At 61.3% G+C, this 11,294-nt stretch carries 8 protein-coding genes; 3 read left to right on the top strand and 5 right to left on the bottom strand.

Going from position 1 to position 11,294, the window contains the following annotated elements:
* Positions 1-260 precede the first annotated feature (260 nt).
* From GDJ93_RS03575 to ppk1, 5 genes are all read right to left on the bottom strand, one after another.
* A complete protein-coding gene (locus GDJ93_RS03575; RefSeq protein ID WP_152067768.1) occupies positions 261-1,262 on the bottom strand; it encodes a P1 family peptidase in 1,002 nt (333 codons plus the stop codon).
* A 101-nt stretch (positions 1,263-1,363) separates the two neighbouring features.
* On the bottom strand, positions 1,364-1,945 hold the full coding sequence (locus GDJ93_RS03570) for a Maf family protein (RefSeq protein WP_152067767.1): 582 nt from the start codon (positions 1,943-1,945) through the stop codon (positions 1,364-1,366).
* Positions 1,942-2,484 carry a DJ-1 family glyoxalase III gene (locus tag GDJ93_RS03565; RefSeq protein WP_152067766.1) on the bottom strand — a complete coding sequence of 181 codons (543 nt, stop codon included), beginning with the start codon at positions 2,482-2,484 and terminating at the stop codon, positions 1,942-1,944. Before GDJ93_RS03565 ends, GDJ93_RS03570 begins: the two co-directional genes overlap by 4 nt.
* Before the next feature lie 106 nt (positions 2,485-2,590).
* Complete coding sequence (gene rlmD, locus GDJ93_RS03560; RefSeq protein ID WP_152067765.1) at positions 2,591-3,919, bottom strand: 23S rRNA (uracil(1939)-C(5))-methyltransferase RlmD; 1,329 nt, start codon at positions 3,917-3,919, stop codon at positions 2,591-2,593.
* A gap of 98 nt (positions 3,920-4,017) precedes the next feature.
* A complete protein-coding gene (gene ppk1, locus GDJ93_RS03555) occupies positions 4,018-6,420 on the bottom strand; it encodes a polyphosphate kinase 1 (protein WP_226812442.1) in 2,403 nt (800 codons plus the stop codon).
* Between the two features lie 556 nt (positions 6,421-6,976).
* Here ppk1 and arcA point away from each other — a divergent pair.
* The 3 genes from arcA (at position 6,977) to GDJ93_RS03540 (ending at position 10,945) form a co-directional block, all read left to right on the top strand.
* Positions 6,977-8,218: an arginine deiminase gene (gene arcA, locus GDJ93_RS03550; protein WP_055309804.1), complete on the top strand. Its 1,242-nt coding sequence runs from the start codon at positions 6,977-6,979 to the stop codon at positions 8,216-8,218.
* Between the two features lie 105 nt (positions 8,219-8,323).
* On the top strand, positions 8,324-9,319 hold the full coding sequence (gene argF / locus GDJ93_RS03545) for an ornithine carbamoyltransferase (RefSeq protein ID WP_099431521.1): 996 nt from the start codon (positions 8,324-8,326) through the stop codon (positions 9,317-9,319).
* Positions 9,320-9,457: 138 nt separating this feature from the next.
* Positions 9,458-10,945 carry a YfcC family protein gene (locus tag GDJ93_RS03540; protein WP_370739707.1) on the top strand — a complete coding sequence of 496 codons (1,488 nt, stop codon included), beginning with the start codon at positions 9,458-9,460 and terminating at the stop codon, positions 10,943-10,945.
* Positions 10,946-11,294 lie beyond the last annotated feature (349 nt).

Genomic DNA, 11,294 nt, shown 5'->3' with positions numbered 1-11,294 from the left:
AACTTGTATCAAACTAAAGGCCAAGGGGCCTCTGCTATAAGAATCGATTGTCAGGCTGCCTGAATTTGAAGATCTTCGACGCGCGGTACACAGGGGCCTGGGCTGAAAAGAATCTGGTTGGTAGGTTGCCCGGTGGGGCTTGGTTATGTTTGTCGCGAGTTCCGCACGAGCCGAAGAGCACTTAATGTGCTCTTCGTGCGAGCCAGGACTGTAGAGCAGCAAACATAACCAAGCCCCACCGGGCAACCGGTCAGGTTAGGCTACTTCGCGGCGCCGGGGATGCCGTGGGAGGTTTTGGCGGTTTTGGCTCCGTTTACGATGGCGGTTTCCAAGGCCCTTACGGCGAGCATGCCCAGCAGGTCTAGGGGAACGGCGGCGCTTGCCTGGGCGCCCAGTTTGCCGCTGGCGAGGGTGTAGATGGTGTCGCCGTCGTTGGTGGTGTGTGTGGGGCGGATGGCGTGTGCGTAGGCGTCTGCGGCCATCTGGGAGACCTTGGTAGCTTGTGCCTTAGTGAGTTCCACGTTGGTGACGATGCAGCTGATGGTGGTGTTGGTGCGGTCGAGCGGCATCTGCATGGATCCGGCGGAGGCAAAGGCTGCGAGTTCCATGTCGACGATCTGGTCGCTATCGGCTGCGGCGCGCATGCCGGCGACCCACTCGCCGGTGAAGGGGTCGACCACGTTGCCGCAGGCGTTGACTGAGACCACGGCGCCCACCTTGATGGGGCCGAGCGCCACGGCAGCAGCTCCAAGGCCGGCCTTCATGCAGGTGGCAGGCCCCATGAGCTTGCCTACAGTGGCGCCGGTGCCGGCACCTACATTGCCCTGCTCGAGCGTGGTGGGGGTGTTGTCGAGCGCCTCGCGCACGGCGGAGATGCCTGCCTCAATGTCGGGGCGTACGGTGGGGTTACCAAAGGCGAGGTCGAAGATACAGCTGGAGCACACGATAGGCACCTGTGTGGGGCCGACGGGAAGGCCGATGCCGCGGCTCTCAAGCTCGCGAGCGACGCCGCTTGCAGCCTCGAGGCCAAAGGCCGATCCACCCGAAAGGCAGACGGCGTGTACCTTGTCGACGGTGTTCTCGGGTCGCAGCAGGTCGGTTTCGCGCGAAGCGGGAGCGCCACCGCGAACGTCAACACCGCCGGTGGCGCCCTCGGGTGCCACGATTACGGTGCAACCGGTGCCGGCCTCCTCGTCCGTATAGTTGCCATAGCAAAAGCCATCGACATCGCAGACGTCAATGGCCTCGAGCAATGTATCCATGTTTAACTCCTATCGGTTTTCCGCCGCGCCTTGTGCCCGGTCGGGATCCGTACGGTACGCCAAAATTGTAGGCGCTGGGGAATACCCAGCGCCAGATGCAATTACGAGAGTTTTTGAATCGCGCGCGCGACGCGGGCGATGGGTAGGCCCACCACGTTATAGAAGTCGCCCGAAATATCGTGCACGAGCATGCGTCCGCCTGTGCCCTGAATGCCGTAGGCGCCGGCCTTGTCCATGGGCTCACCCGAGGCGACGTAGCGCTCGATCTGCTCGTCGGTGAGCTCGTAGAACGTCACGTCGGTCACATCGACAAAGGATAGGCTCTCGGCGGCATGCGGGGCTGTAGCGTCGTCGGCTTTAACGATGCAGACGCCGGTTGCGACCTGGTGCGTGCGGCCCGAAAGCTCACGGAGCATGGTGCGCGCCTCGTCCTCGGTTGCCGGCTTGCCCAGAATCTTGCCGTCAAAGGTGACGATGGTGTCGGCCGCGACCGTCAGCTCATTGGGCTCGGCATACTCGGCAGCAACGGCAGCCGCCTTGGCGCGTGCCAAGCGCTCGACAAGCGTGAGCGGGGCCTCGCCATCAAAGGGCGTTTCGTCGATATCCGCGGGAATCACGCGAATGTTGTAGCCTGCCTCGCGCATCAGCTCTATGCGGCGCGGCGATTGCGAAGCCAAAATCATAGTTGGACGCCCTCGGCGACCTTCTCGACGGCCTTGTCGCCGGCGAGCGTGCGCAGCAGCTCCAATGCAAAGGGGAGTGACTGTGCCATGCCGCTGGCAGTGATGATGTTGCCGTCTTGCGTGACCTTCTCGCCGGTATAGGCGCCTTCGGGGAAGCTTTTCTCAAAGCCAGGGAAGCACGTGGCATGGCGCCCCTCGAGCAGGTCGAGCTCGCCCAGGATAAACGGGGCGGCGCAGATGGCGGCGACGTGCTTGGTTGCGGCGAACTCGCAGACTACGTCGCAGACGCGCTGATCTGCGCGCAGGTTGGTGGCACCGGGCAGGCCGCCGGGCAGCACGACGCAGTCGTACTCGTCAAAGTTGATCTCATCAAAGAGCGCATCGCAGGTCACGGGGATCTGCAGCGAGCTTACGACCTCGCGCGTGGGCATGATCGAGACGAGCGTGGCACGCACGCCGCCGCGACGCATGACATCGACCATGGTCAAGCATTCAATAGTTTCAAAGCCATCGGCGGCGAGAACGGCAACGCTGGGCATGAGGGTTCCTTTCATAGGCGGCATACAATTAGCCGTCTTATACCCCGAAGACCTCCGCTTGCCACGCTCGATTTCCCAATGATTTTTCTGAGCAATGATTAAGTGGCTAGTTGCGCTTGAGGTGGACGACGGTTTCGCAGTGGAAGGTTTGTGGGAACAGGTCGACTGGCGTGATCTTTACGGGAGAGAAAGTGCCTTCTTCGACAAAGCGTTTGAGATCGCGCGCCAGGGTGGCCGGGTCGCAGCTCACGTAGGCGACATCGCGGGCACTCGTGCTGGCGATAAGGTCGATCGCCTCGGGGGCGAGGCCTGCGCGCGGCGGGTCGACCACCAAGACGTCGGCATCCTGGTCGGGGAACTCGCGCACCGCGTCTCCGCCAATGACGTCGACGTTATCAAGCTTGTTGATCTCCAGGTTACGGCGTAGATCGCGCACGGCGGGGCCGTAGGCCTCGACGGCGGCGACAAAGTCGCAGCGGCGGGCGAGCGGCAGGGTAAAGGTGCCGGCACCGCAGTACAGGTCCACGGCAAGCTCGTCTTCCTGCGGGTCGAGTGCTTCCATGACAAGCTCGATCAAAATCTCGGCACCCTTGGTGTTGACCTGGAAAAAAGACGGGGCAGACAAGCGCATCTGACCCTCGGCGATATTCTCGGTCCATGAGCCCTCTCCGGCGAGCATTTCGACCTTGGAGACACGGCGGGCCTTCTTTTCGCCCTTGCTCATCACGCGCACGATGCTCGTGGGATGAGCGGCGTCCGCCAGCACGCGGGAGACCTGCGAGCGCGGAAAAGAGCCTGTGGGCGTCCAGAGTGCGACCTCGAGTGCCTTGGTGCGGCGCGATGCGCGAATGCCCACGCGTTCGAGCCCCAAGTCATGGCTGCCGCTTAGATAGTTGAGTGCGCCGACGACCGATTTGAGCGCCTTCGGGAAGCGCTTATCGAACAGCGGGCACGTATCGACGGTCACGATTTTGCTGGGGTCGACACCGTGCATGCCAAGGCGCACGCGACCGTTGACGACGGTCGGTTCGAGCTCGATTTTATTGCGGTAGCCCCAGTCGTCCTTGGTGTGGCAGATGGGCTGCACCAACTCATTGACCTGCTCAGGAGCGAACTTGCCGATGCGCTCGAGCGTGGAGCGCAGGTTTTGCTCCTTGGCGGCGAGCTGTGCCGTGCGTGAGAGATTGCCCCACGAGCAGCCGCCGCAGATGCCCACGAAGGGGCAGGGAGGCTGAATGCGATCGGGGCTTGGCTCCAGAATCTCGGTGGTGCGGGCGCGCATGAACGACTTGCCGTCCTGTACGACCTCGGCCTCGACGGTGTCGCCTGCCACGGCGCCCTGCACAAAGACGGCCTTGCCGTTGTCGGCGTGCGCCAGCCCGTCGGCGCCGTAGGTCATCGATTCTATAGTGAGCTTCATATTCCTGCCTGTCATTCGCGTTGTTGTTCGCACCATGGTAGCAGGGAAAAGCGCCCCGCATCCGAGGCTTTCCTCAAATGCGGGGCGCTTCTACAAACTGCTTCTACAAACGACTATTTCGTCTTGCCGGTAATGAGCGTCTTTAGACCCAGGCCGATCAGACCCAGGCCCATGCGCACGCGACCGGGGCGATGGCGCTCGATGGCCTTGGTCTTGCCAGCGGGCTTATCGCGACGGGCGCTCGTCTCGGGTGCGGGCTTGGTGACCTGCGTCTCGGGTCGAGGTGCAGGTGCAGGCTCGGGCTCAATGACGGTCGCCTGGACCTCTTGGACCTTGGGTGCTACTGGCTGCGGCTCGGCCTCGGGGGCAGGTTCCGCCTCAATGACGGGCTCGGGCGCGGCCTCGGCGTTGCGATAGGCACGCTCCAGTAGAGCTTCCTGCGAGTTGAAGGGTTTCTCACCCTCTGCACGCTCTACGGGGACCCAGGTGCCGTCGCTCGTGAGGCTGCGGGCCTTCACGTTGTCGCGCAGCTGCATGCCCATGTACTCGTGTACTAGGGCGCGGCAGGTGGGGTCGAGCACGGGGAAGGCGATCTCCACGCGGTGCTCGGTGTTGCGCGTCATCATGTCGGCCGAGCTCAGATAGATCATGTCCGAGTCCACGCCAAAGGCGTAAACGCGCGCATGCTCCAAAAAGCGTCCGACGATAGAACGGACATGCACGTTCTCGGTCTTGCCCGGAACACCGGGCTTGAGGCACGAGATACCGCGGATGATCATGTCCACGCGGACTCCTGCGCACGATGCCTCGGCGATTTTGTCGATGACCTCGCGGTCGGTCAGCGAGTTGAGCTTAAAGAACACGCGGGCGGGCTCGCCGGCAAGGGCGCGCTGGATCTCGCGATCCAGGCCGCGCATGATGAGCGGTTTCAGTCCGACGGGCGCCACACCCAGGAAGCGGTAGTCGCCGCGCAGGTTGCCCAGCGACAGATTGCGGAAGAACAGGTTGGCGTCTTCACCGATGCCGGGATGGGCGGTCATGAGCATAAAGTCGCTGTAGAGTTTGGCCGTCTTCTCGTTAAAGTTGCCGGTGCCCAAAAGCGTGAGACGGGTGAGCGCCATGCCCTCGCGATAGGTGAGCTGGCAGATCTTTGAGTGGCATTTAAAGCCCTCGGAACCATAGATGACGGTGCAGCCCGCCTCTTCCAGACGCTCGGCCCACTCGATGTTGTTCTGCTCGTCAAAGCGGGCACGAAGTTCCATGAGCACCGTGACCTCTTTGCCGTTCTCGGCAGCATCGATCAGCGATCCGCACAGGCGGCTCTGCTTGGCCACGCGGTAGAGCGTGATGCGCAGCGAGATGCACTCGGGGTCGTAGGCGGCCTCGTGCACCAGATCCAGGAAGGGGTTCATGGCCTCGTAGGGATAAAAGAGCAGCTTGTCGCCCTGCAGCACCTGTTCGCGGATGGAGCGGGTCATGTCGATGTTGGGGTTGGGCTGCGGCTTAAACGGCGTAAAGAGCAGCTCGTTGCGCAGGTGCTCGGGAATCTTGCCCTCAATGCCAAAGACGTAGCCCAGGTCGAGCGGGATATCGCAGGTAAAGACCGAGCGACGCGAGAGCTCGAGCGCCTTGCGGATAGTCTTGAGCGTCGCCTTCTCGAGCGACCCCGAGACGGCGAGCACTACCGGCTGCAGGCGCAGGCGCTTCTTAAGGATACGCTTCATGTGCTGGCGGTAGTCCTCTTCCTCTTCGACGCCCTCGCCGTCCGGATCGATGTCGGCGTTGCGGGTGACGCGGATCAGCGCACGATCCAGCGGCTTATAGGAGCCAAAGCAGCTGTCCAGGCAGGCGAGAATGACGTCCTCGAGCAAGATGTAGGAGTAGGTGCCGGTGGGCGAGGGAATCTCGACCACGCGGTTCATCGAGGCGGGAATCTCGATAAGGCCCAGCAGGCTCTCCTCGTCGGTGGCGCCGTCCAGACCACAGGCCAGATAGAGCGCGCCGTTGCGCAGGTTGGGGAAGGGGTGGCGCGGATCGATGACCAGCGGCGAGATGACCGGCGACACGTAGGCCTGGAAGTAGCGGGTTACGAAGGTGCGCTCCTCGGGCGTAAGCGAATCGATGCGGGCGCGGTGAACGCCCAAGGTGTCGAGCTTGCCTTCGATGCTCTTAAAGATGGATTCCCAACGAGTAAGGAGCCCGGGCATTTCGGCCATGACAGCATCGACCTGTTCGGAGGCGGTCATATTGCTCTTGTTGTCGACAGGCTGTTTTTTGAGCTCTGCCAGATCGGACAGGCCGCCCACGCGCACCATGAGAAACTCGTCGAGGTTAGACTCGAAAATCGACACGAACTTTAGACGCTCGAACAGCGGAACGGTCTCATCGAAGGCTTCGTCAAGCACGCGGTTGTTAAAGCGCAGCCAGCTAAGCTCTCGGTTTTGCGTGTACGAGAAGTCGCGCGGCGGCTTGCGCAGCTTTGCAGCGGCTTGCTTCTTTTCGATTTTGCTCGGCATATGCATCTGTCCGTTCAGTCCCCGTAGGGGACGGTAGCCTAACTCTTATTCACTATTGTCTCAATTTAGTCGACCGCTGGCACGAACGTATCGCGTGAACGGTATCTTTACCTACTTCTTACGCTGACGAGTCATAGGACTGACGCCCTGCTCGTCTGCAAGCGGTCTATATCCTCACTCAACTGGTACGTAAGTGTGAATAAGAATGATGGATAGCTGAATATCATTGAATGCAGGCGGAAACGTAAACAAACATCATTTATATACATAAAACCGATTTAGCTATGCAATTCTGAATCAAAAGTTTAGAGACGCAATCGCAAATGGTTTTTAAGAAAAAAGAGCGTTTACCTTAGAAAAGTTACTTTAGAACGCCGAAGTACATCATGGGGGAATCACATGCGATATACCGTTCATCGCACTTTGTTGACCGTTCGGGGGCGAGGTGGAATTGCGGGTGGAATTTGGATATAACTAGAGCTGTCAGCAAGCAGTGCCCGTTACGGAAGGGCGCTGAGAGATTCGGCCGAAAGGCCCGAAAGAAAGGTAGGAGGCCATGACGAAAGGTCTGCACGTGCCTTCCGAGATCGGCAAGCTCAGGAAGGTCTGCCTGCACCGTCCCGGCGACGAGCTCCTCAACCTGCCGCCCGACGAGCTCGAGCGACTCCTGTTCGACGACGTCCCGTTCCTGGAGGTCGCGCAGCAGGAGCACGACACCTTCGCCCAGATCCTGAGGGACCAGGGCGTGGAGGTCCTCTATCTCGAGAACCTCGTCGCTGAGGTGTTCGACCAGGTCCCCGGCGCCCGCGCCGAGTTCACCGACCAGTACATCGCCGAGGCCGGCATCCGCGGCCAGCACATGCCGCAGATCGTCCGCGAGAAGCTGGACTCCATCGAGGACAACCTCGAGTTCGTCAAGAAGACCATGGCCGGCATGACCAAGTCCGAGATCGACATGCCCCTCACGGCGTCCACGACCCTCGACTCCCTGGTCAACTCCGAGTCCGAGTCCGACCTGATCATCGACCCGATGCCCAACCTCTACTTCACCCGCGACCCGTTCGCGGTCATCGGCGAGGGCGTCAACCTCAACCGCATGTACTCGGTCACCCGCAACCGCGAGACCCTGTACGGCAAGTACATCTTCAAGTACCACCCCGACTACAAGGACGTCTCGCTGTACTTCCGCCGCGACTGCCAGTTCCACACCGAGGGCGGCGACGTGCTGAACATCAACGAGAAGACCCTCGCCGTCGGCATCTCCCAGCGCACCCAGGCCGCCGCGATCGACGTCATGGCCCAGAACATCTTCTGGAACTCCGACTCCAAGGTCGAGCGCATCCTGGCCTTCGACATCCCGGTCTCGCGCGCCTTCATGCACCTCGACACGGTCTTCACCCAGATCGACGTCGATAAGTTCACGATCCACCCCGCCATCATGGGCACCCTGCGCGTCTACGAGCTGACCGCCGGCAAGAACCCGGGCGACGTGAACATCCGCCTGATCGAGGACACCCTCGAGCACGTCCTGGAGGACGCCACCGGCGTCGACCAGGTCAAGCTGATCCCCTGCGGCGGCGGCGACCCGATCGCGGCCTCCCGCGAGCAGTGGAACGACGGCTCCAACACCCTGTGCGTCGAGCCCGGCAAGATCTGCGTCTACGCCCGCAACACCGTCACCAACGACGTGCTGTACAAGGAGGGCCTGGACCTTCTCGTCGTGCCCTCCGCCGAGCTCTCCCGCGGCCGCGGCGGCCCGCGCTGCATGAGCATGCCCTTCTGGCGCGAGGACCTCTAAGTCTTTCCGTTTCCGGTGCGGTCTCCCTACAACCGCACCGGTTTCGCCCGTCAAACGGGCAACACTGATACTTATGTAATTCATTTCTTCGAAAGGATTCGAACCATGGGTGTTAACCTCTCCGGCCGTAGCTTCCTCAAGCTCCTCGATCTCTCCACCGAGGAGATCGAGTACCTGCTCAAGCTCTCCAAGAACTTCAAGGACATGAAGCGCGCTGGCGTTCCGCACCGCTATCTCGAGGGCAAGAACATCGTCCTGCTCTTCCAGAAGACCTCCACTCGTACCCGCTGCGCTTTCGAGGTCGGCGGCATGGATCTGGGCATGGGCGTCACCTACCTCGATCCGGGTTCGTCGCAGATGGGCAAGAAGGAGTCCATCGAGGACACCGCCCGCGTTCTCGGCCGCATGTATGACGGCATCGAGTTCCGTGGCTTTGCCCAGGACGACGTCGAGGAGCTCGCTGCTAAGTCCGGCGTGCCCGTGTGGAACGGCCTGACCACTGAGTGGCATCCCACCCAGATGCTCGCCGACATCCTGACCGTCCAGGAGAACTTCAACTACGACATCAAGGGCAAGACCCTCGTCTTCATGGGCGACTGCAAGAACAACGTGGCTCGCTCCCTCATGGTTGTCTGCTCCAAGCTCGGCATGAATTTCGTGGCCTGCGGCCCCGAGGAGTGCATGCCCGCCGACGACGTCATCGAGGCCTGCAAGCCCATCGCCGAGGCCAACGGCTGCACCATCAAGCTGACCACCGACGTCAAGGACGGCGTCACCGGTGCCGACGTTATCTACACCGACGTGTGGGTCTCCATGGGCGAGCCCGACGAGGTCTGGGCCGAGCGCATCGCTCAGCTCACCCCGTATCGTGTCACTTCCGAGGTCATGGCTATGGCCAACCCGGGTGCCATCTTCCTGCACTGCCTGCCCAGCTTCCACGACACCAACACCACGATTGGCGCCGAGAAGTGCGAGCAGTTCGGCATCACCGAGCAGGAGGTCACCGACGAGGTCTTCGAGAGCCCCGCTTCCAAGGTCTTCGACGAGGCCGAGAACCGCATGCACACCATCAAGGCTGTCATGTACGCCACGCTCAAGTAAGAGCATCTAGCATCTCGCTCGGGGTGTATTGCTGCTCACCCCGAGCGGTTTTGTCTGGTAAATATCTTGCGTCGGGCGGTGGGCACGGCACGGAAAATCCGCTTCGCGCGAGAAAGTTAAATGATTTATGAAGGGGGGATGAGAACCATGACTGAGACCGCTAAGAAAAAGCGCGGTATGCCTTCATCGTTCACCATTCTTCTAGCTCTGCTGGCAATTGTTGCAGTGATTACCGTTATCGTCTCCGGCACGTCCGGCGGCGCGGTTACCGCAGCCCGCCTGAGCGATTTCTGCACCGCCCCGATCCTGGGCTTCGCTGACGCTCTGCCCGTCTGCCTCTTCGTTATGATCCTGGGCGGCTTCCTCGGCATGATGACCGAGACCGGCGCCCTGGACAACGGCATCGCCGTCCTGGTGCAGAAGCTTAAGGGCAACGAGATCATGCTCGTTCCTGTCCTTATGCTCATCTTCTCCCTCGGCGGTACCACTTATGGTATGTGCGAGGAGACCGTTCCCTTCTACGCCCTGCTCGCCGCTACCATGATGGCCGCTGGCTTCGACCCCATGGTCGGCGCCGCTACCGTCCTGCTCGGTGCTGGCTGCGGCTGCTTGGGCTCCACGGTTAACCCGTTTGCCGTCGGCGCTGCCGTCGACGCTCTGACCGGCGTTGGCATTGAGGTCAACCAGTCCATCATCATCGGCCTCGGTGCCGTCCTGTGGATTGTCACTACTGCTATGTCCATCGTCTTCGTGATGAACTATGCCAAGAAGGTCAAGGCTGACAAGGGTTCCACCATCCTGTCGATGCAGGAGCTCAAGGACGCCGAAGAGGCTCACGGCAAGGCTGCTTCCGAGGTCCACAAGGAGGTCAAGCTCACCGGTCGTCAGAAGGGTGTTCTGATCGCCTTCGCCTTCACCTTCGTCGTCATGATCGTCGGCTTCATTCCGCTGGCCGACCTCAACGAGGGCGTCGCCAACTTCTTCGACGCTGGCGCTGTCTACGACGCCGACGGTAACGCCGTCGTCCAGGGCTGGTCTGCCCTGATCACCGGCCTGCCCATTGGCCAGTGGTACTTCGACGAGGCTTCCACCTGGTTCTTCCTCATGGCCGTCCTGATCGGTATCATCGGTGGCCTGTCCGAGAAGCAGATCGTTAACACCTTCATCACCGGCGCTGCCGACATGATGTCCGTTGTTCTCGTCATCGCCCTCGCCCGTGGCATCTCCGTCCTCATGGCTAACACCGGCCTCGACGTCTTCGTCCTCGACGCTGCCGCCAATGCCCTGGCTGGCCTGTCCGGCGTGATCTTCGCTCCCATGAGCTTCCTGGTCTACTTCGGCCTGTCCTTCCTGATCCCTTCGACCTCTGGTATGGCCACCGTCTCCATGCCCATCATGGGACCGCTGGCTGTTAAGCTCGGCTTCTCGCCCGAGGTCATGGTCATGATCTTCTCCGCCGCCATCGGTGTCGTGAACCTGTTCACCCCGACCTCCGGCGCCATCATGGGCGGTCTCGCCCTGGCCAAGATCGAGTGGACGACCTGGCTCAAGTTTGCCCTTAAGCTCATCGTCGCTCTCTCCGTCGTCTGCGCCGTCATCCTGACCGTCGCCTGCGTGCTGCTCTAAGTACCCAACGGGTACCCCACGGAAACCTTGACGATCCTGTAAGGGATCACCTGGTCATCGTCTGTCCGGTGGGGTCAACCCACCGGTAGACTCCTACCTTTAGCCCCCTCCCGTTCCGTGCGCGGGAGGGGGCGCACTTATGTTGCGCGGTTCTACGAACCGCGCAACCAGTCGACGCTGCGCGCCGCCCAGGACGACAATTTGTCATTCAAAAGGCAAGGCATGACCAAAAGGTCTATGCCTTGCCTTTTTCATGCCAACTTGTACGTCCTGGACGTCGCTCGCTGTCCGTCCTCTGCCTGCGGTGCTTTCCATTGTTGGTGCAGAGGGCGCTTTGCCTACTCTGGTG

The sequence above is a fragment of the Collinsella aerofaciens genome (assembly GCF_902501475.1).
Lineage (GTDB): Bacteria > Actinomycetota > Coriobacteriia > Coriobacteriales > Coriobacteriaceae > Collinsella > Collinsella aerofaciens_AL.
Note: the sequence above shows the minus strand (reverse complement) of the source record. Positions and strands in the feature narration are given on the sequence as shown.